Source organism: Pantoea sp. PA1 (assembly GCF_056856975.1).
Window position 1 is genome coordinate 1,608,041 of sequence record NZ_JBXGEE010000001.1, and the last position, 19,921, is coordinate 1,627,961.

16 protein-coding genes and 2 pseudogenes are annotated in these 19,921 nt (G+C 51.8%); 7 read left to right on the forward strand and 11 right to left on the reverse strand.

Translation table 11 applies throughout. The annotated features are described in order from the left end of the window. The first annotated feature begins 47 nt into the window (after positions 1-47). The gene (locus tag AC1V0D_RS07955) at positions 48-863 is read left to right on the forward strand and encodes a hypothetical protein (RefSeq protein WP_482907206.1); all 816 of its coding nucleotides are present in this window, start codon (positions 48-50) and stop codon (positions 861-863) included. A gap of 122 nt (positions 864-985) precedes the next feature. Further along, a complete protein-coding gene (locus AC1V0D_RS07960) occupies positions 986-1,294 on the forward strand; it encodes a chorismate mutase (RefSeq protein WP_482907207.1) in 309 nt (102 codons plus the stop codon). 126 nt (positions 1,295-1,420) lie between these two features. Here AC1V0D_RS07960 and AC1V0D_RS07965 read toward each other — a convergent pair whose 3' ends face one another. Continuing rightward, positions 1,421-1,711: a Bor family protein gene (locus tag AC1V0D_RS07965; RefSeq protein WP_058957645.1), complete on the reverse strand. Its 291-nt coding sequence runs from the start codon at positions 1,709-1,711 to the stop codon at positions 1,421-1,423. 276 nt (positions 1,712-1,987) lie between these two features. Beyond that, the gene (locus AC1V0D_RS07970) at positions 1,988-2,455 is read right to left on the reverse strand and encodes a GNAT family N-acetyltransferase (protein ID WP_009089450.1); all 468 of its coding nucleotides are present in this window, start codon (positions 2,453-2,455) and stop codon (positions 1,988-1,990) included. A gap of 466 nt (positions 2,456-2,921) precedes the next feature. On the opposite strand from AC1V0D_RS07970, the pseudogene AC1V0D_RS07975 reads away from it, so the two are divergent. From AC1V0D_RS07975 to AC1V0D_RS07985, 3 genes and pseudogenes are all read left to right on the forward strand, one after another. Continuing rightward, positions 2,922-3,437: pseudogene (locus AC1V0D_RS07975) on the forward strand (DUF2778 domain-containing protein). Then, positions 3,388-3,687, forward strand: a complete 300-nt coding sequence (locus tag AC1V0D_RS07980; RefSeq protein ID WP_482907208.1) for a hypothetical protein — start codon at positions 3,388-3,390, stop codon at positions 3,685-3,687. The pseudogene AC1V0D_RS07975 and the gene AC1V0D_RS07980 overlap by 50 nt, the downstream one beginning before the upstream one ends. A gap of 407 nt (positions 3,688-4,094) precedes the next feature. Then, complete coding sequence (locus AC1V0D_RS07985; protein WP_482907209.1) at positions 4,095-4,589, forward strand: hypothetical protein; 495 nt, start codon at positions 4,095-4,097, stop codon at positions 4,587-4,589. Here AC1V0D_RS07985 and AC1V0D_RS07990 read toward each other — a convergent pair. The 5 genes and pseudogenes from AC1V0D_RS07990 to AC1V0D_RS08010 all read right to left on the reverse strand — a co-directional run bounded on the left by AC1V0D_RS07990 (position 4,519) and on the right by AC1V0D_RS08010 (position 11,449). After that, positions 4,519-6,120, reverse strand: coding sequence for a methyl-accepting chemotaxis protein (locus AC1V0D_RS07990; RefSeq protein WP_482907210.1), 1,602 nt, complete (start codon positions 6,118-6,120; stop codon positions 4,519-4,521). The genes AC1V0D_RS07985 and AC1V0D_RS07990 overlap by 71 nt on opposite strands. A gap of 759 nt (positions 6,121-6,879) precedes the next feature. Next, entirely contained in the window at positions 6,880-8,439 is a 1,560-nt protein-coding gene (locus AC1V0D_RS07995) for a methyl-accepting chemotaxis protein (RefSeq protein WP_009089444.1), read from the reverse strand. 619 nt (positions 8,440-9,058) lie between these two features. After that, positions 9,059-9,513 (reverse strand): annotated as a pseudogene (locus tag AC1V0D_RS08000) (mechanosensitive ion channel family protein); the annotation flags it as partial. A 314-nt stretch (positions 9,514-9,827) separates the two neighbouring features. Then, entirely contained in the window at positions 9,828-10,169 is a 342-nt protein-coding gene (locus AC1V0D_RS08005) for a hypothetical protein (protein WP_482907211.1), read from the reverse strand. Positions 10,170-10,582: 413 nt separating this feature from the next. Beyond that, entirely contained in the window at positions 10,583-11,449 is an 867-nt protein-coding gene (locus tag AC1V0D_RS08010) for an SDR family oxidoreductase (RefSeq protein ID WP_482907212.1), read from the reverse strand. Between the two features lie 157 nt (positions 11,450-11,606). Between AC1V0D_RS08010 and AC1V0D_RS08015 the strand changes: the two genes are divergently transcribed. Then, the gene (locus AC1V0D_RS08015) at positions 11,607-11,978 is read left to right on the forward strand and encodes a winged helix-turn-helix transcriptional regulator (protein WP_072215496.1); all 372 of its coding nucleotides are present in this window, start codon (positions 11,607-11,609) and stop codon (positions 11,976-11,978) included. 511 nt (positions 11,979-12,489) lie between these two features. Here the strand turns inward: AC1V0D_RS08015 and AC1V0D_RS08020 are convergent. Beyond that, a complete protein-coding gene (locus AC1V0D_RS08020) occupies positions 12,490-13,602 on the reverse strand; it encodes a mechanosensitive ion channel family protein (RefSeq protein WP_482907213.1) in 1,113 nt (370 codons plus the stop codon). 406 nt (positions 13,603-14,008) lie between these two features. Here AC1V0D_RS08020 and AC1V0D_RS08025 point away from each other — a divergent pair, with 406 nt between their 5' ends. Beyond that, on the forward strand, positions 14,009-16,195 hold the full coding sequence (locus tag AC1V0D_RS08025) for a putative bifunctional diguanylate cyclase/phosphodiesterase (RefSeq protein WP_482907214.1): 2,187 nt from the start codon (positions 14,009-14,011) through the stop codon (positions 16,193-16,195). A 62-nt stretch (positions 16,196-16,257) separates the two neighbouring features. Here the strand turns inward: AC1V0D_RS08025 and biuH are convergent, their stop codons facing one another. From biuH to AC1V0D_RS08040, 3 genes are read right to left on the reverse strand one after another with little or no spacing between them, the layout of a single operon-like run. After that, a complete protein-coding gene (gene biuH, locus AC1V0D_RS08030; RefSeq protein WP_482907215.1) occupies positions 16,258-16,944 on the reverse strand; it encodes a biuret amidohydrolase in 687 nt (228 codons plus the stop codon). Next, a complete protein-coding gene (locus AC1V0D_RS08035) occupies positions 16,925-18,241 on the reverse strand; it encodes a purine-cytosine permease family protein (RefSeq protein WP_154927697.1) in 1,317 nt (438 codons plus the stop codon). Before AC1V0D_RS08035 ends, biuH begins: the two co-directional genes overlap by 20 nt. Next, on the reverse strand, positions 18,238-19,674 hold the full coding sequence (locus tag AC1V0D_RS08040) for an amidase (protein WP_482907216.1): 1,437 nt from the start codon (positions 19,672-19,674) through the stop codon (positions 18,238-18,240). The genes AC1V0D_RS08035 and AC1V0D_RS08040 overlap by 4 nt, the downstream gene beginning before the upstream one ends. Positions 19,675-19,921 lie beyond the last annotated feature (247 nt).

Here is a 19,921-nt window from a genome sequence, read left to right on the forward strand (position 1 = left end):
CACCCGATATTATTATCAGGCTTCTTTCACACAACATGGAGAGAGTAATGATTAGCTCAATCGATAACGGGTTTAAAGAGAGTGACGTTTTCAGCAAGCAGGAGAGTATGCCCAAAACTATTCCGCTTGCCCGGGAGACGGTAAACAGGCTGATTGCAGATGCCCCTTCTTCGACCACACAGCTCAGCAAGGAGGCAATAGATAAAAACCTGAAAGAAGTGATTCAGATACGCAACAGCACTATCGAAAAAAACAGCAGCACGACGAACGGCATTACCAACGATATCGACACCTGGTTTTCCGCTTTACAGTCCCACTCCTCTCTTTCTGAAACCGATATGTCCGGACTGATTTCCGATGCCCTGCACTCCTATACCGGCTCCGGTAACTCCACAACGCTTTCAATGGATCTGGCCGTCACCCAGGGCATGTTAAATAAACTGGTTGAGCGATTTGTTCCTGCGGATCAGCAGGCTGAGAGTTACCGTGAAGTAGAAAAGTTTGTGTCAGATAAGGCCTCTGCGCAGGATGCTGTCCTGCAGGATCTGACCCAGCGCTCACTGGATATCGCCCGCCAGTACGGCGACACGGCAGGCATCACGCAGTTTGAGCAACAGCTGGATAGCATCAGTCACGGTGAGCATGCGACGCAGAAAGAACGGGATGCCATGCTCAGCATCACTGACACCACAGCGAGCAGCGCCGGCTGGTTATCCGCCTTCACGCAGCTGGTGCACAACAGCGGTGATAATGATTTTTTCAAACGCATCAGCTATGACCATATTTCACAGCTGGCAACCCGGATCGAGCAGTTCAATAACAAGGCAAACCATTTTGACGCGGGCTTCTCGCTGACGCAGTAACGTGGCCTGAGCCGGGTAACGAGGGGTAAGCCTGACGGGCTTACCTTTTCCCGTTGCCGCTGGTTTTCAGCCGTCACATGCTGTATCTTTTCGAACTATCGTACTAGTTCACAGGTGCACAAATGATGTTCGCCACACTTGAAGAGGTCAGAAAAGAGATTGATCGGATCGATGTTCAGCTGGTGAGCATGATTGCTCAGCGTGCTGAATGTGTGAAAGCTGCGGCAACGTTCAAAGCCGATCACGCCGCAGTGCGCGCGCCAGATCGGGTGCAGCAGGTCATTGATAAAGTCTGCCGACTCGCGGCGGAGAAAGGACTTCCTGAAATCATTATTGCGAAGGTGTACAGGAGCATGATTGAGGCGTTCATAGAGTATGAACTTGCGCACCATGCGCAGATCGGCGACAACCCACCTGACCCGGTGAATTAATCCCTGCGTGCGTGTTATTGCCGGGACAGAGGCTGTCTGATGGGGCGAACATGGCGACAGCTATCAGCAGCTTGATCATTTAATGAAAGGCGCAGAATGAGGCCGGCGAACCGGCCTCAGGCATGATCAGATGGCGCAATAAACGCGCGCTTCACGTGGCGTGTAGATACCAAACGTCACCACGCCCAGTAAGCCATTAACAAAGGTCTGCTGCACTTCAACCCGACTGACTTTTTCCTGGCCGCCGCACACCTGCGCCGCATCAATGCTCTTACGCTGACCGATACCTGAAACAAAGAACGGCTGGCTGGTGGTTTTCGTCGCCGCGCCAACCTGATTCTGTTTCATTACGAAAGTCTGCTGCGCACAGCCGGTTAAACTCAGAGCCAACAGCGCCGCAACACAAAGCTTGTTCATAAATATCCTTATCGTTTGAAATGTACAAATAAATGCTGAGTGAAATCATCACTCAGCCAGCCATCAGGTTATCGACAGCGAAAACGCAAACATTAGAAATATTTTTGAATGCGGACTGTGCTTGTCGCTCGCTCCAGCACAAAAGCTCTGTTCCAGCTCATGTAGCAGCGACGCAGGTTTCCTGCTTATAGCGGATTCTGGCTTGCCGTGGTCTGTTTTGGGCCAGAAGTGGACATTCTGATGACAGGCGGAGATAATCAACAGAGAGCAGGTCAGTTAACCAGACTTTTTCACACAGGAATAAATGTCAGGCCTTGTGATACTCCATGCATAGTTTTCCCGATTAACAGGTTCATAGCCAAATTTTTCATAGAGCCAGGGAGCTGTGGTAGTAAACAACATGATTCTGCGAAGCCGCTCGAAAACAGGATGATGGTGTATGCATTGCATCATCCACCTACCCAGCCCTTCTCCCTGATATTCTTCAAGGATATAAACATCACAAAGGTAGGCGAACGTAGCGTAATCTGTGATTAAACGCGCGAAACCAATCTGAGCGTCATCGTGATAAACACCAAAATTAAGGCTGTTTTCGATTGATAGACTGACAATATTCCGATCAATCCCTTTAGCCCAGGTCGACCGCGTCAGATAACGATGGATGGCCTGCACATCCAGCCTTTTCCTGTCTGTACTTACCAGATAGTTATCCTTGTGCCATTCATACTTCTCTAACGTGCCCACGTTCACTCCTGTTTATGAATTTCCGGGAAACCCGACCTTATCACCTGATGAAAAATCGCACTATGCGTGCCTATTTTAAAACGCATTCCTGAGCGCTTCTCCATGAGATACAGTATCCGTTTTCGCTCCTGCCATACTTCCTCTTTCATTTAATGAATTAACCCGAAATTCACCCTGAATTTGCTCTATTTAACGTTCACTTTTCACTCACAGCGGACACTAGCCTGCCGAATTCCGCGTTGTACCAGAAGCGGACGTGAGTATTTGTGCTCAAGGATCGCGCCGAGGCCCCCTGACGGAGTGCGGCAAGTAGTCTTATGATAAATAACGCTGTCTGGCTCGCAGAAGAGCTCTGGCTGTCAAGAGCCAGCCTGCCCGTTAACTTCTCTATGGAGTAATGATAGCATTGCCCGGTTCAATGGGTTGCCTTATAACTTACAGGGAGTGTTTAATGCAATTAATGAGAATGAGCTACGACGATCTGACTAAGGGCGGTGGCGAGGCAAAGCTGCACGTTTATGGCGTGGGTACCTTTCCGGTCTTTTCCGGCCAAAAGCCCTATACCAATGACCCAAACTGTACCTACAGGCCTGACAGTGCCATTCCGGTCGGGCCCTACTGGATTGTTCCGCGTCCTGAAGGCAGTATCGCTAACCGGATCAGAGGATGAGCCGTCGACACCTGGAACAGCTCAAATCATTCAGAGTGGTTTGCGCTGTTTAATTCGGAAACGATGAGTGATTCCATCTTCATCAATGGCGTTGCCCGCGGCGGTTTCCGCCTGCATCCTCTTCGTCCAGACGGCTCCGGAGAAAGTGAAGGGTGTATCACCTTCGTACGGCGTACTGATTTCTATACGGTAAGACAGGCGCTGCTCCGGAGAAAAAAAATTCGCGTGCCGGGTTCGCGAAACAGCCTGATGGCGCACGGCTATGTTGACGTTCAGGGAGAAAGTAACTTTGCAAACTGCCAAACTCGCTAGAAAAGCAGCGGTTTTTTTCGTCTGCTTTATTGTGGCCTTTATGGTTTCGCGTTACGGGATGCCACTCTATCCGCTGACGGCGTGGCTCGTTGAGCATTCTCACCAAATTTTCAGCAGTTATCAGGATGACGTATACGAAGCTGGTACGGATCCGGTTACGTTCTTTTCCCTTTTAATCGTTATCGCGTTTTACGCTTTAGCCATATATTGGTTAGTAAAAATGGCAATTAAAAAAGTTAAACGTGGATAGGCTAATTGCAGTAAAAAACGGAGGTTTATACTGCCCTGCACTTCTGTCTGAAAATCAACACCAAAAAGGGTTCGCGAGCGGGTTGTTATATTTATTATGGCAGAACGTCCCTGCTACTATCATTTTGACGTCCGCTTCTCGCTCACAACAGCCCCTCACTGATTAATTGTGCCAAATCAACAAAACCTGTCAGCTAAAGTCTGAGCTGATGCACCTCCATGCGAGTGTCAACACGGTCAATATGCAACGCCTACTGATAAATAGCCTGTGGAAGCGAAAGCATTTTGACTGGTCTGGCGTGATGGGGGGTGCCCTGAGTGAATGCTGGAACCCGGTCTGCAGTGATACCATCGCGGAAGACACGGCTGAATTTTATATGCGTCTGCTGCTCCCCCACCCGTCCCGATGTGAAAATTAACGGCTTCAACGGTGGCCTGCTGTACGGCGTACCGGGCGGTTATGAGTTTTATATCGCGCAGTACGGCGTGAAGAGGCCGGTGGGATATGCTCTGGAGGTGACTGATGGCGTGCCGGACTTTCTGGTGGTGGCTTTTGACACCCCTGGTCTCCGCCGGACAACCGGGTGTTTGAAGCCCCTTTTTAAGAAACCTGCCCTTTATCTGAGAAGTCAGCTGAGCCTGCTGTCGGGGGAATATACCGCGAATAATAGAAGAGATAATGGCGATGGCTTCAGGGCTGGCGCTGCCGGAAAGAATAACGCGACATTCCCCCAGGGCAGTAAAAAAGAGGCCGCAACGTTATCTGTTGCGGCCCCCATTAAGATCTTAACTGACAGGTATTACGTCATTCACGAGCTTTTTATCTCTGCACTTAAGCTGCATCGACGCGGAATTGCTGTGCCCGCTGCGCGAGGCGATCAGAGAGTTCACGCAATTGCGTAGCAGAATTGACCTGATGGGCGTTGAGCGCTTCGTTTTGCTGCAGCTGGTTACTCATCTCCACCACTTCTTGCGCAATTTTACTGACGCGATGACTTTGCGCGATGCTATTTTGCTGTAACTCATCCAATTGTGTTACTACCCCCGAAACCGCGCCGCTGATTTGCGTGAACAGCACTTCCAGCGCCTTAACTTTGTCAAAACCATCATTCACATGCTGCTGAGTGTGCTGAATTAAACCATCAATCTGACGTGTTGATTCACCACTCTTTTGCGACAGCAGTCCCATCTCTTTGGCGACAACGGAGAAACTGCGGCCGTACGTTCCGGCGTGAGCGGATTCAATGGCGGCATTTAACGACAGTAATCGGGTTTGCATTGACAGACTATCCAGCATGGCGACAATCCCGGCGATATCGCCCGAGGAAGCAACGATCTGTTGCATTTTAAGTTCCATATTGTCGACTTCCGTGACGCAATTGCGCATCAGAGCATCAGCTGACTGCGCCTCCTGTGTGGCCTGCTGTGAGAGCTGTGCACCAATTTCGACTTCTTCAGACACGCGGTATAAACGCTGTGACAGATAGTGAAAGCTGGCATTCTGCGCCTGATGTTGCTGCATGAACTGTTCGTTATGCTGCTGCATATCTTCTGCACCGGCCGCCACGCTGACCGCAACATTATTAATGTCACTGACAATCTGCTGCAGACCGAAGCGCATCGATTCGATCGACTGAAACAGCTGGCGCGTCTCTAAAGACTGGCGACCCGGCGTGTCATGGTTCGGTACCAGGTCGCCTGTTGCAATCTGTTCCAGCTGTTGGTTGGCTCGTCGAAGCGGCAATAGCACGCCGCGCATCAGCAGGCTGGAGGCCAGCACCAGTAGCGCCATCAAAATGGCACTGACGATCAGCGACATATTGCGGCTCTGCTTCAGTGTACTGAGGGTAAGTTGATTCACGCTGCTCAACTGATGGTTGGCCTGTTCAAGCTCGCTGAACCAGGCATCGTTAAACTGCTGCTGGAATGCCTGCATCGGCACAATAAAAAAGGCATTAATGTCATTGGCCGCTAACCCTTTTAACTGCTCTTGCAAACCCTCCGCTAACATCGCGAAGTCCTGAGCCAGGGGGCTGTCCGCTTTAGCATGGTAGGCGGTGAACAGCGACTGGGCTTTTGTTAACGAATTCCTGGAGGCGGCCGCCAGACTTTTCCAGCTATCGACCGAGCCGCTTTGCTGATCCTGCATTAAATAGATACCGGCGCGGTGGCTGTTATCACTGGCGGTGAGCAACTCGATACGCGCTTTATCCAGCAGGGCCAACCTTTCCCGCAGTTGATTGGCTTGCTCAAGTGAAATTTGCGTCTGATTAACGTGATTACTGAGCAGCAGTACGCCCGCGAACTGCAGTAAACAAAACAGCACGATAAACAGCAAAAACTGGCTGCGAAGGCTGGTGAGCCAAAGCGGCATACGCCAGGTAAGACGCGTGCGTAAACGTAGCGGTAACGAGATTACAGAAAGGAGTGACATCTAACGATCCCAAAAAAATAAAAAAGAGTATTGGGAGTGGGCATGACAATTTGGTGACAGCGGACGCAATTCACCGCAAAACAGCATAATGCGCGGCCTTAAAAAAAATTATGGCCCTGTGGCGCTAAGTTTTTTGGCTAAGATGTTGTTCGATGAGGGGCAAAAGTAGCTGCTCCACAGCAATAAAAACCGGAACCACCATGGAGTTTCCAAACTGCCCGTACGCCTGAGTATCCGAGAGCGGAATAAGGAAATGAGCTTTGTTCCGAAGCCTCAAATTCCATCAGTCCGCTGGCTGAACATTCGGCCAGCGCGGCGCCTTCCCTTGAGGAGCAAGCTGTCCTTCTGCGTCAGGCCGTTGCGATCTTTAAAGCCGGCAGGTCTGACGAAGAACTTACTGAAGTTGTAACCCCTGTAAAATCTGTAAAAAAGACGAGCGTGATGACCACAAAAAGCTCATAGCGGCCGTTGCGGCGCAACGGTCTGTCCAAGACAGAAGCGGATGTTTCCAACAGTGCATTTGCTAATCCGCGTAGAACAGATCTTACCGCGTAGTAATGCAAACATGCCGGGATCATCAGGGACGTCTTTTCAGGATACGGACAGGGAAAGGTGCCGGAAACGGCCGACAGGCAGCAAACAGGCGCTGAGAAGTCTTAATGTAAATGTCACTATTGACGTAAAGCAAGGATATTCAAAACTTGTTTTCAGCATTTGAATACCCCGCCATCTGATTTATTCGTTAAGCGACATATCGAATTAGCCGGTTTTAAATGAATCAACCACGCGATTCAGATTCACGGTTTCACTCTCAACAAGCATTACTGCTGATGAGGTCTCTTCAGCCAGTGCAGAGTTTTTTTGGGTAACAGTGTCAAGTTCAGAAATAGCAATGTTGATTTGCTCAAGCCCCTTGCTTTGTTCATCCGTAGCGGTTCTGATGTTGTGCATTACATCATGTATCTCCAGTATCGCATCATAAACGCCTGAAATTGAATCCTGAGCGACATCAGATAGCTTTGCACCTTCTTCAATTTCCGTTACTGAATCGCTAATAAGATCGCTGATTTCCTTCGCTGACGATGAGCTTTTTTGCGCAAGATTCCTGACTTCTCCGGCTACGACAGCGAATCCTTTCCCGTGCTCGCCCGCCCTCGCTGCCTCAACGGCCGCATTCAGTGCCAGGATATTGGTCTGAAAAGCGATGCTTTCAATAATGCCGGTGATATCGTTAATTTTTGACGATTTTTCCTGCATGGTTTTCAACCTGTCTGACAGTGACAGGACTACGGATTTACCCTGTTCAGACTTTGTTCTGGTGTCGTTAATCAGTTCAGAGACATCAGCAGAGTTTTGCGCGTTATTTTTAACCGCCACAGTCATTTCCTCCATACTGGATGCTGTCTGAACAATGGACGCTGCCTGCTGTTCCGTGCGGGCTGAAAGTTCATTGTTGCCGGAACTCACTTCACTGATACCCTTGACAATATTCAGTGACCCCTCTTTTATCTCGGAAATTACCCTGATAAGGCCTGACTGCATCTCACTGAGTTTAAAGAATAATCCCCCTATTTCAGTTTTGCGAGGGAATTCTGTTTTAACCTCACTGGTAAGATCGCCTGACTGAATACGTTCCAGTTGCGCATACACCTGTGACAGGGGTTGGATAAGCACGTTTTTAAACACCCTGATAAGTCCGAACATAAATATGAGATTGAAAATTATCATTCCATAGAAAAACACAGTCACCTTAGAGTAAGTCTCGCTGCTTTTTTCGGAAATATGGACGCTGATATCTGCCACCCTGCTTCGCCATGCATCATAATCGCTTTGCATTTTATCCTTATAGGGGCCGGCATTAATCGAGAACATAAGATTTGCATCCTTCTTATAGCCATTACTTAACGACTGCTGCAAAATGGCCGAATATGCCTGAAAGCTTTTCTGGAGAGATTTTTGTATATCTTCTGGTACTCCCCTGATATCAGCCAGTTGCTGATAGCTGGAAAAATCTTTTCTTGCCTGACTAAGGATCTTTTCTCCATGGGCAATAAAATAATTTACTTTTTCACTGCCCGGACCATCTTTGATCAACCACAGAGCAATCCGGTTAGTGTCTGCTCTCACCTCGTTTAACTGTGTCCAGATGTCGCTCAAAAGCCGTACTTTTTTACTCACAACGTCAGCGTTTCTGAAATTATCTCTGTCAGACTTTAAATAGTTGAGAAATACTAATCCTACGCAAAGCTGAATAACGATGATGAATATGCCACTGGTGAGAAGTACTCTTGAAAGTTTAAATTTTCTGATGGCCGACATTTTAATCTCCCTCTAAAAGATAAAATTTCTATCGGCAGAGTTACCGGTAACATTAGCTTTTTCTGATGATATGAATGCGCTATTAATTTGAGAAAATGCTGATAAAACAACCAAATTACTTTATTGTTATCTTTAGATTAAATTTGTTGCATTCTTGTCAAAAACAAATGCAAAGGTATCTGCCGTGAAGGCAGGATAAAATTTTGGAGATTTGTTTTTTTACAGTAACCCAACCTCTGAATAATGAAAAATGCTTTAAAATGTAACTAAGATGTGTATTTAAATATCTAGATGTAAGCAGACGTTTACTCTGGGTGGTTTCTGGCAAATTAATAAAATGTATATGACTTCGTTCGAAAGGCGTAGGAAACACTGCCAGAATCTGCTTCTCGCTCATAGCAGACACAACCCTGCCTACAGCACCTGGTCTGTGGCTACGCTTTGTAACACCCTTACAAACGTCCGGTATCCACGGGATATGCATCCGCCTGGTGTGAATTTTCTGCACCGCCACTCAAGTATCGGCACCCGAAGCAACCAGAAGCACAAATGAGCCTGTCAGGGCTCATTTGTGTCATTCAGGGGTGACATTCACCCTCCCTGGAGCGCTCAAAACCACTCAGTCCGCCATGCCTGAAACCTGCTCAGCCACTCCTCTCTCTCCCTTTTCACGCCCGCTATCCGTGAGCGATGCCCTCACCTGCGGCAGGCTTTCCGGATAGTTCTGCTGAATAAACTCGATCATCTTTTCCCGCACGTAGCAGCGTAAATCAAAGGCGATTGGTGAGTTCTGCGCGGTCATCAGCATCCTGATGGTCATGGTTTTCTCGGTGGTATCGGTCACCTGAAGCACCTGAGTTTCCCCATCCCAGAGTCGGGTTTCGCTCAGCACCTTTTCAAAGTGCGTCCGCAGAGGCTCAAGCGGCATTGAATAGTCCACATAGAGAAAGACCGAACCGAGAATCTGAGCGTTGTTGCGCGTCCAGTTCTGGGAAGGATTTTGGGTAAAGTCGGTAATCGGCAGCAAAGATCCCAGATCCGTACCACCACATAGCTCAGGGTAATCTCCTCAATCGAAAAAATTGACCGGGTTAGTATCCGCTTCATCAATGTCAGCCTGATAGCCACTGAATCTGATAAGCATGATCGACAAGCCACGCCGTCTATTCTCTCACTGAACGTCAATATAGCCGTAAACGATGTGATATCCGCTCATTTATTGCTGAAGGAGGGATTGGGCTGTCGGGACAGGGATTAAGCATTGCAGGATATATACAGCTGTTATCATCTGGGCCGGTCTTACGGCGTCATTTATCACTGGCGTTACTCATAAGGTCACCTCAAGATCTTCGCGTTCGCCTGAACTGCCGGTTGCCTGCAGAGGGGTTTCATTGGTGACGGAACATCTCATTGAGGTAATACCTAACATCCTGCGCAAAAAATTTAAACCAGCGCAGCTTATAAGTAATAAACCCTATGCGAATGAATCCTTCATTTTTTAAACTTAAATTGGCACAGGAAGTAGTGAGGCTGCATCCTGAAATGACTAAGTTCTTAGCCACAACTTCATAATATCGCGGATATTTTTCTTTTCCACCATTGATTTCTGACTTAGAAAGCGCGAAATCATGACTTTCTCCCGACTCTGCGTTAGAAAACGTCATAAAAAAGAAGCAAAAAGACGCTACCGACGCTTTCATTAAAGTCTTTTTTATATTACGAATATTCAATCCTTATTTCCCCTCAGCCTCACCTTATGCATATCCATAGAGATACACAAAGAGATATATTTGCATAATACTTCTGAAGAAAGCATCGCTTACTTTTCTATTTCACAACTATTATGATGAATGACTTTATCAAATTTTTCTAAACCCGAAATTTACCTAAAGGCAAAATATTGTCACCCGAAGATAAATAAAGCAACTCAGGCTAAGCGAACGTTGTTCCCTCGTGCTGGTATGATGATCTTTCCACACCAGTCCTGGCTAGCATGACTAAACTGGATATTCTAAAGCTTTACATGCTTGTAAAACAGGGCCATATAACCGGGTATTGATAAAATCAAATGGGCTTCCCTGCCTGTCTCAATACCAGACAATAGAAAAACTTAGCTTAACATCGACACCAGACCTTGATTGAATTAGCCCAGTCTTTTTTGTTTAATTTCGTTAATAATCACCTGCTGAATAGGTAGCGTTTTTCTTCCTAACAGGTTAGAGAGATCATTACTGTCGCTATATAATTCATCCAATTGCGATAGCTTATCTGCTTCAATAACAACATCTGCAATCATTTCAGGTATGTTAACTGATAAAAGCACTTGCTTAAGATCATGATAGGATAAATTGAGATAGTCGATTTTTTTTCCGATCAACTCGCTAACCTGATCAGCTAACTCAGACATGGTGTAAGCATCGCTACCCGCAAGCTCATATAGTTTTCCAATGTGCCCATCCTGAGATAACACTACAGCAGCAGCTTCAGCATATTCCTCTCTGGAAGCAGAGGAAAAGCGTCCTTTTCCTGATGAGCCTAACAGTACACCATGCTGGAAAGCTTTATTAAGATTGTCGGTATGGTTCTCTATATACCACCCATTACGCAGGATGGTGTACGCCATTCCACTTTTTTTAATATAACTCTCCGTCTCTCTGTGACTTTTTGCCAAAGAGAACGACGAAGTATCCGCACGTAACTGGCTGGTATAAGCAATTAAATTAACGCCAGCCTGATGCGCAGCATCGATGACGGCTTTATGCTGCCTGGATCTTTCACTGGGAATCACAGCTGAAATCAATAACAGCTTTTCAATGCCAGTTAACGCTGCTGATAATGTTTCAGGTTTATCGTAGTCGGCTTGTTTAACCTGTATACCTAATTCGATAAGGTCTCCTGCGTCTTGAGGATTTCGCACAAGCCCAACAATTTTTTCTGCAGGATAAAAGGAAAGAAGCTTTATAATGACTTGCTTACCCAATTTACCGTTTGCACCTGTCACTGCAATCATATTTAACCCTTTAAATTTAACATCAACGTATAAGAGAAAAGTGATCTGACCTAAGAGGGTTTAGTTTCACTGGAATCAGATTCGATGATATACAGAATGCAGAACAGGTCAATCAGGCACTTTTTACCTACTAAGTAGCAAACAGGAAACCGGGTTTATGACAACGTCAAATAGAATTGCATCTTGTCCTAATAGGATTATTTTAGACCAGATATCCGATAAATGGTCCGTACTGGTAATATTGACCGTGAGCGAAAAGCCAATAAGATTCAACGAGATAAAGCGTAAAATCGGTGGGATAACTCAGAAGGCTTTGACGCAATGTTTGCGCAAACTTGAACGAAATGGGATTGTGGAAAGATGCGTAGTGGCCACTTCACCTATTGCCGTCGAATACCGAATGACACCCTTAGGTCACTCGCTAGACAAAATTTTTCACACTTTACTTGAATGGACTAATGAAAATCTTGAAGCAGTAATAGCAGCACAGCATGAATATGATAGTCAGTTATCCCAGCCTGTAAGTTAAATTGCCTGAAATTAATAGCCTCATTATTTATTAATGAAATGTTAAAAAAATTGATATCAGGTGACGGTAAGGAGTTTTTCAGGCTTTGACATTTCTTTCAATACTTTAATGACACAGGTATAAATACTATAACGCCAGACAGGCATAGATGAGGTGATTTGTGTTATTTGGCGTTAACACATTTAACATTCACAGCGATTATTTCCGCAAACAGGCGGCTCAGTTAGCCTATGTCATCTCGCTCGGAGCATTGAATGCCATTGACGATTCTCGTCTGCTTCTCGCCCATAGCAGACACTACCCTGCTTACAGTACCTGTTCTGTGGCTACGCTCTGTAACACCCTTACGAACGTCCGGTATCCACGGTATGCGCATCCGCCTGGTGTGAATTTTCTGCACCGCCACTCAGGTCACGGCACCCGAAGCAACCAGAAGCACAAATGAGCCTGTCAGGGCTCATTTGTGTCATTCAGGGGTGACGGTCACCCTCCCTGGAGCGCGAAAAACCACTCAGTCCACCATGCCTGAAACCTGCTCAGCCACTCCTCTCTCTCCCTTCTCACGCCCGCTATCCGTCAGCGATGCCCTTACCTGCGGCAGGCTTTCCGGGTAGTTCTGCTGAATAAACTCGATCATCTTTTCCCGCACGTAGCAGCGTAAATCAAAGGCGATTGGCGAGTTCTGCGCGGTCATCAGCATCCTGATGGTCATGGTTTTCTCGGTGGTATCGGTCACCTGAAGCACCTGCGTTTCTCCATCCCAGAGTCGGGTTTCGCTCAGCACCTTTTCAAAGTGCGTCCGCAGAGGCTCAAGCGGCATTGAGTAGTCCACATAGAGAAAGACTGAACCGAGAATCTGAGCGTTGTTGCGCGTCCAGTTCTGGAACGGATTCTCGGTAAAGTAGGTGATCGGCAGCACCAGGCGGCGCAGATCCCAGATCCGCACGACCACATAGGTCAGGTTAATCTCCTCAATCCAGCCCCACTCTTTCTCTACCACCACCGCATCATCAATTTTAATCGGCTGGGTAAAGGCGATCTGGATACCGGCGAACAGATTGACCAGCGACTTCTGTAGCGCAAAACCTATGATAATCCCCGCCACACCGGCCCCTGCCAGGATGGTGGTGCCAAATTTACGCACGCTCGGGAAACTCAGCAGAATCAGCGACAGGCAGAATAACACCAGAATGACAATAACCACTTTTTTGACGTAGATAATCTGTGTGCGGATTTTACGCGCGCGCAGATTATTAGAGATATTGATGTCGTAGCGGATATAAAGCATATCCTGCGCCACATTGGTCAGGCGTATTAACACTGAGCAAAACGACATAATAATAAAGACATTGATGATGTTGGTAATTAGATCCAGCGAGTCTGGATGGAAGTTAATGTAATTAAGACCCACATTGATCATTAATAACGGGATGAAAAAGAACATCGACCCACTGAGGTGCTTCTCCAGCGATTTGAACAGCTTCCGGTCGCGACTTTGCCAGTAGCGGATAAACGCGAGCAGGATAAGACGGCCCAGGAAACCCAGTACAAATGAAAGCGAGACGAGTAATACAACAGGTACCCACGACGGGAAACCAGATAACTCACCGAATAACAATGGCATTATTTTCCCTTTTAGTAAGCTGACAACACCGGGTTGTCAGATAAGTGACACATGCAGTAACCGTTGTCTTCACGGTCATCCGTCTGTAATACAATCAATGGGTTCAAGTATGAACCATACCTGCAAAGTTGACAGGAAAAGCCTCGCCAGCCCGCGCCCCGGATGCGCCTCTTTTGCCTTTCAGCCGGGACAGGCAACGTGACGGACAGTGACAGAAGTTGCCTGCGGCCCTGGCCGATATCATTAACCTGCCTGATATAACCGTTTCGCTTTTCTGACCCTTTTCGTTCCTTTGGGACAACAAAAATTGCTGCCGGACTCACTATAACCCCCGCTGACTGTAGACGACAGAGTCTTGTCTGCTAATTTTAAACTGTGCCCCGCCGTAGCTGAGAAAAACAACAATATGATTAATAGCATTAAACTTTCTGCTGATTTCCGCCGCAGCTTTCTGCGTGAAGTGCTGGTACCGCTGGTCGCCATCCTGCTGCTCACCTTTGCGGGTGCGGGCGCGGCGCTGTTTATCGGCACCTCTCTCACTAACGCCGAAGCCCGGCAGCAACAGCAGCGGATGATTGAAGCCTCGTTTTCGCAGAGCCTGAATGAACATCTGCGCCAGCTGCACAGCCTGTCGCGCTGGGCGCCGCTTGAGCAGCACCTCTCAGCGAGCAACAGCGACCGCTGGCTGGATGAGAACATCGGTGAATGGCTTTACGAAATGTTCGGACATCAGCTGATTATGGTGCTGGATCAGCAGAACCAGATCATCAGAGTCTGGCGCGAGGGCCAGCCGGTCGCTGCGCCGGATAGCGATCTGCTGGCGGCTGAGGTATTGCAGAGTACGCTGGTCACCGATCCGGCGCGCCCGGACAGGGCCGACTATGCACGGGTCACGAACCGTGCCGCCGCTCTGGCCATCGGCAATATTCAGCAGGAGAACCGCACCCTGCCCCGTTTCCGGCTGGTGAGCCTGAAATTTCTGGATGATGGCTATCTGGCGAGCCTGGCGGAACGCAATCAGCTTCAGGATCTGCACTTCACAGACGGCACGGCGCAGCCAGGCAGCGCGGCGCGCTATCTGCTGGTGGCGCAGGCGGGCGATCCGGTGGGGTATCTGGAGTGGGTTCCCTCCCGTCCCGGTGCGCAGATGCTGCGGACCATCGGCCCCTCAACCGGGCTGGCGGTGCTGGCGATCTCCCTGCTGTGTCTCTATATGGTGTGGCGGCTCTGGCATTCGCTGGTCAGCCTGTCGCAGTCGATGCTGCGGCTCGGCGCCTCTGAGGCGCAGGCACAGCATCTGGCGTTTCATGATGTGCTGACCGGTCTGCCCAATCGCGCGCTGGTTGAAGAGCGCATGACGCAGGCACTGGCGCTGGCGACGCGCCACGATCAGCGGGTGGCCCTGCTGCTGATCGATCTTGACCGCTTCAAAACCATCAACGACACCTATGGTCATCACGCCGGCGATGAGCTGATCATCGCCGTGGCGCAGCGCCTGAGCCGGATCGTGCGCGCCAGCGACACCGTGGGACGCATCGGGGGCGATGAATTTATTGTGGTGATGCCGGATGTCGAAAACCTGGGCCAGGCGCAGAGTCTGGCCCAGCGCATCGTCGACGAGCTGGCCCTGCCTGTGACGCTGTTTGGCAGCGAGGTGTGGAGCGGTGCCAGTATCGGGCTCTCCCTCGCGCCCAGAGACGGTATCGATCGGCTGGAGCTGATGCGCAAAGCGGATATCGCGCTGTATGAAGCCAAAAGCGGCGGGCGTGGCAAATATCGGCAGTTTGAACGGGCGATGGATGAGTCGGTGCGCACCCGCCAGGCGATTGCGGCGGATCTGCGCTCGGCGCTGCAGAGCCGTCAGGGGCTGGAGGTATGGTATCAGCCGCTGATGGATATCGGCGGTCAGCAGATGGTCGGAATTGAGGCGCTGCTGCGCTGGCACCACCCGACACGCGGCCTGATCGCACCCGGTGAGTTTATTGCGATTGCCGAAGAGACCGGCCTGATTATGCCATTGGGTGAGTGGGTGCTCGCTGAAGCCTGTGCCACGCAGCAGCGTTTCCCGACGCTGCTGGTGGCGGTCAACGTCTCGCCCGTGCAGTTCCGATCGGCGGGCTTTGTCGAGCGGATCATGGCGATTGTCAGCCAGCACGGCGGCGACCCGAAGCGCCTGGAGCTGGAGATCACCGAAGGCGTGCTGATTGAGGATGAACGGGAGGCGCGCGCGATTATCGTGGCGCTGCGTGAAGCGGGTTTCCGCATTGCGCTGGATGATTTCGGCACCGGCTACTCCAGCCTCAACTATCTGAGTACCTTCCCGGTCGATAAAATCAAAATCGATCGCTCTTTCACCCAGTCGCTGGGCGTGGCGGAAAATTCCGTGGCGATTGTGGAGTCGGTGGTGAAACTGGGGCATGCCATGGGCCTGATGGTGACGGCGGAGGGTGTCGAGACGCCGGGACAAATGTCGGCGCTGGCGGATGCAGGCTGTAATCAGTTGCAGGGCTATCTCTTCAGTCAGGCGGTGCCCGCCGATCAGCTTGCGGCGCTGATGACCTCCGCCGCGCCAGAGACGACGCCGCAGGCGTAACGGCCGGGAGGATAGCCTGAGCGCGCCGGTGCGCCCGGGCTATCCGTATCAGCAGCAGACCGCTATGCGCCCAGGCTGTCCAGCAGCGCCGCAGACGAGGCGACCGCGCCGAAAATGCCGCCCTGCATATGGATCATGCTCAGCGCCGCCTCGTGGTGACGCCGTTCGGTTGCCGCGCAGCAGTCGGAGAGCACCAGACACTCAAAGCCGCGATCGTTGGCTTCGCGCAGCGTGGTGTGAACGCAGACATCCGTCGTGATGCCGGTCAGGATCAGATTGCGGATGCCGCGACTGCGCAGAATCAGCTCCAGATCGGTGGCGTAAAACGAGCCTTTGCCCGGCTTATCCACCACCACCTCGTCCGGCAGCGGCGCCAGCTCCGGGATAATCTCCCAGCCCGGTTCACCCCGCACCAGAATGCGGCCACACGGCCCCACATCGCCAATCCCGGCATTCATCCGCCGCGACCGCCAGCGCTTATTGGCTGCCAGGTCACTGAGATCGGGCCGGTGCCCTTCGCGGGTATGAATAACCGGAAACTGCCGCGCACGCATCGCGGCCAGCACCTGCTGCAGCGGGGCGATGGGCGCACGGGTCAGGCTGATGTCATAGCCCATGCTATCGACATAGCCACCCACGCCGCAGAAGTCGGTCTGCATATCAATGACGATCAGGGCAGTGTCAGCCGGGGTAAAACGGCCATCGAACGGCCAGGCGTAGGGGGTGGAATTAACGCTGTAGTCGGGCATGACTGTTCTCCATTTCCGGGCGCGGCATGCGCAGTTTGCTAATCAGGCTGTAACTGAGGGCGGCTGTGACCAGGCCGATGACGGCTTCACCGAACTGCGGAAAGGCCACATGAGCGATGACCGCACAGAGGCTGCCAATCGCCCAGGCGGCGAACGCGGTACCGCGGAAACGCTCTGCCGGACGCTGTTCGCTGATACGCGCCATAAAGATCAAATCCACGATCATCACTGCGCCAAACGGCGGCACCACGATGCCCAGCAGGCTCAGCCACTCCAGGAAGTAAGACCAGACCCCCGCCAGTGCCAGCACGCCGCCGATGCCACCCAGAATCAGCGTCCAGAGCCGCATTTTGCTGCTGAAGAGATGACTGAATCCCACCGCGCCGTTGTAAAGACAGTGTGTGCAGACCGATCCGAGGTTAATAAAGACAAACAGACAGGCGACCACCGAGAGAAACGCGCTGTGGCCCATCAGCATCGGCAGGAAATTTCCGCCGTTGGTCAGCGGGTCAACCGCCGCGCCTACCGCCACAATCACCACGCCGAACAGGTAGGAGATCACGTTGGCAACCGGGAAAGCGGAAAAAGCCGCGATCACCGCCGAGCGGCCATTCTTCGACCAGCGGGTAAAGTCCGCGGTCATGGTGCCGGAGTCGGCGAAACCGGCGACCACCATCGTGACCGCGGTGCCCATACTCATGGCACCCGCCGCGCTGGCGCTGCCCTGCCACTGCGTGACGACGGCGAAATCATGATCCCGCCCTATCAGCCACAGCGCCACGATGCCGAGCACCACAAACAGCGGCGCGGCGATCATCCCCAGCACCGACAGCGCCCGCACGCCAAGAAAGGTGATGCCGGTGTAGAGCAGCATGGCAAAGGCCGTCACCGCCAGCGCGTTCCAGCCAAAGGTCTGATTAATCACCGTGCCGGTGAGGCCGGTCTGAAAGGCATACCAGCCGATCACCACCGTCGAGAGAAAACCGGAGACCAGGATATAGCCTTTGCTGCCAAAGGTGCGCCGTGCCTGCAGGGCGAAATTCATGCCGCTGTTGCCGGCGAACCAGCTCAGCGCGCCGACATAGGCAAACAGCACCAGATTCCCCAGCAAAATGGCGATCAGTGCAGGCCAGAAGCCCAGATGCCAGGTGATGATGCCGCCAAATAACGCATTGGTGAGGATCATCGGAAAACCGAACCAGACTGCCGAGACCGAGCGGGTGGAGTGACGATGCGACACTGGCACCGGCTGGTGTTCAAACTCCTGCTCCAGCGCAGGTGAAGACGATGTTTTCATTGTGTGATTCCCGGTTGAAGGTGATTCCACGGCTGAATGCGCTCGAAAGCGGCACTGGCAGCCAGCACTAAGGCATCATCAAGATGCCGTCCGACAATCTGGAGACCCACGGGCAGGCCGCGGGCGGTAAAACCGGCGGGCACCGACGCCGCGGGCTGACCGGTGAAGTTGAACGGATAGCAGAATGAGAGCCAGTGGTCGCTGCGGACCATCCGCCCCGCAATGATTTCCGGCCCCTGGCTTCCCAGCGGAAACGGCGGCACTGCCAGCGTCGGAGTGATCAGCAGGTCGTAATGCTGCATAAAGCGCCACAGGCTGTTGCTGACCGCTTTGCGGACCGCGATGGCGTCAGTGAAGTTTTCCGCCCGCCACTCGCGCTGCAGCATGGCGATCAGATGGGGTGACATGGCGCTGCCCTGCTCCGCCATCATCTGACGCATGCCGGTAAGATCGCTCTCCATCGCCACCAGCGCACCGAAAGCGGCGGCCGGATCGCTGAAGCCCGGATCGGCCAGCTCCAGTTCCGCGCCGGTTTCAGCGGCAAAGCGCTGCACGGCCGCACTGACCACCGCCCGCACTTCCGGGTCCACCGCGACATAACCCAGGTCTGCGCTGAACGCGATGCGCAGTTTGCTGGCTGGCTGCCGGAGCGCGCCCAGCCAGTCAACGTCGCTGCAGGGGATGGAGTGACGATCCCGCATGTCCGGGCCCGCCATCAGTGACATCATCAGGGCGGCATCGCGCACGCTGCGCGTCATCGGGCCGATGTGCTCCAGCGACTCCCAGCTCGACACGCCGGGATAGCGTTCATCGCGGCAGCCGGGCCAGAGCGGTACCCGCCCCATCGACGCCTTGAAACCAAAGATGCCGCAGTGCGCCGCCGGAATGCGAACCGATCCGCCCCCATCACTGCCCAGCGCAATCGGACAGAGCCGCGCCGCAACGGCCGCACCGGACCCGGCACTGGAGCCGCCGGGCGTCATCTCAGGATCCCAGGGATTACGCGGCGACGGAAACAGCGGATTGTGCCCGACCGCGCTGTAGCCAAACTCCGGTGCGGTGGTTTTACCCAGCAGAATGGCATCGGCGGCCAGCAGGCGTTCTACCGTGATGTCATCCTCTTCCGGCACGAAATCCCGGTAAGCCGCCGAACCGGAGGTGGTTCTGACACTGGCCGTGCAGATCAAATCCTTCACCGCCAGCGGCACCCCTGCCAGCGCGCCCAGCGTCTCTCCGCGAGCGCGACGGGCATCCAGCGCCCTGGCCTGCGCCATCGCCAGTTCGGGCGTGGGGGTACAAAAGGCCTGTATTGCCGGTTCCCGTTCCGCCATCCGCTCCAGTGCGGCCCCGGTCAGCTCGCAGGCTGACACCTCCCCGCTGCGAATAAGTGCGGCCATCGTGGTGGCATCTTCGTCTAATAAGGAGTCAAACATGGATTACCTCGCCAGAATTGTACCCGTCAGGTAGTGCATGAACCGTGCCAGCTGACACCAGGCCGGGCGCTCTGAAGCAGGGATGCCAGATGGAATACGGCCTGGGATACAAGATCGAATTCTTATGGTGGCGGACGGGCACGCCTGTTTATTTTTTCAGCACGATGATGGCGCAGGGCTGCGCGATAAGGGGGCGTGAAAGGTGAATGGTTTTGCGGGCTGGCTTACAAAACGGTGTTGTTAATCC

What these genes read in the sequence shown, in the direction of transcription:
- AC1V0D_RS07955 (WP_482907206.1), top strand. Translation starts at nt 48, where the DNA reads ATGATTAGCTCAATCGATAACGGGTTTAAAGAGAGTGACGTTTTCAGC.
- AC1V0D_RS07960 (WP_482907207.1), top strand. Translation starts at nt 986, where the DNA reads ATGATGTTCGCCACACTTGAAGAGGTCAGAAAAGAGATTGATCGGATC.
- AC1V0D_RS07965 (WP_058957645.1), bottom strand. Translation starts at nt 1,711, where the DNA reads ATGAACAAGCTTTGTGTTGCGGCGCTGTTGGCTCTGAGTTTAACCGGC.
- AC1V0D_RS07980 (WP_482907208.1), top strand. Translation starts at nt 3,388, where the DNA reads ATGTTGACGTTCAGGGAGAAAGTAACTTTGCAAACTGCCAAACTCGCT.
- AC1V0D_RS07990 (WP_482907210.1), bottom strand. Translation starts at nt 6,120, where the DNA reads ATGTCACTCCTTTCTGTAATCTCGTTACCGCTACGTTTACGCACGCGT.
- AC1V0D_RS07995 (WP_009089444.1), bottom strand. Translation starts at nt 8,439, where the DNA reads ATGTCGGCCATCAGAAAATTTAAACTTTCAAGAGTACTTCTCACCAGT.
- AC1V0D_RS08010 (WP_482907212.1), bottom strand. Translation starts at nt 11,449, where the DNA reads ATGATTGCAGTGACAGGTGCAAACGGTAAATTGGGTAAGCAAGTCATT.
- AC1V0D_RS08015 (WP_072215496.1), top strand. Translation starts at nt 11,607, where the DNA reads ATGACAACGTCAAATAGAATTGCATCTTGTCCTAATAGGATTATTTTA.
- AC1V0D_RS08020 (WP_482907213.1), bottom strand. Translation starts at nt 13,602, where the DNA reads ATGCCATTGTTATTCGGTGAGTTATCTGGTTTCCCGTCGTGGGTACCT.
- AC1V0D_RS08025 (WP_482907214.1), top strand. Translation starts at nt 14,009, where the DNA reads ATGATTAATAGCATTAAACTTTCTGCTGATTTCCGCCGCAGCTTTCTG.
- biuH (WP_482907215.1), bottom strand. Translation starts at nt 16,944, where the DNA reads ATGCCCGACTACAGCGTTAATTCCACCCCCTACGCCTGGCCGTTCGAT.
- AC1V0D_RS08035 (WP_154927697.1), bottom strand. Translation starts at nt 18,241, where the DNA reads ATGAAAACATCGTCTTCACCTGCGCTGGAGCAGGAGTTTGAACACCAG.
- AC1V0D_RS08040 (WP_482907216.1), bottom strand. Translation starts at nt 19,674, where the DNA reads ATGTTTGACTCCTTATTAGACGAAGATGCCACCACGATGGCCGCACTT.